General features: G+C 55.1%; 1 protein-coding gene. It reads left to right on the plus strand.

From position 1 onward, the window contains the following. Window positions 1-185 (plus strand): hypothetical protein (locus AC0L2F_RS35980; protein ID WP_473251555.1); only part of this gene is annotated, 185 nt, incomplete at its 5' end. Window positions 186-236 lie beyond the last annotated feature (51 nt).

The following is a 236-nucleotide window of genomic DNA, read 5'->3' on the forward strand; positions in this document are numbered from 1 at the left end:
TCAAACATGGCGCTCCTAAGCGCTTAGCCGAGATGAGCTACAAGGTCGTGAACGACGGCTGCGACATGGTCCAGAACGCCGCGAACTTGCGATCGGTAGGACCGCTCACGAAGATTGCACGCTTTACACCTGAACGCCGGATCGGAAATCCGTCGGTCCACCACAAAAGCGTCGCTTCTTGTTGAGACCACAATCGAAAAGGAAACCTGTATGAGCCGAGCATCTACCCAAGGCGT

The sequence above is a fragment of the Bradyrhizobium sp. Ken64 genome (assembly GCF_055807555.1).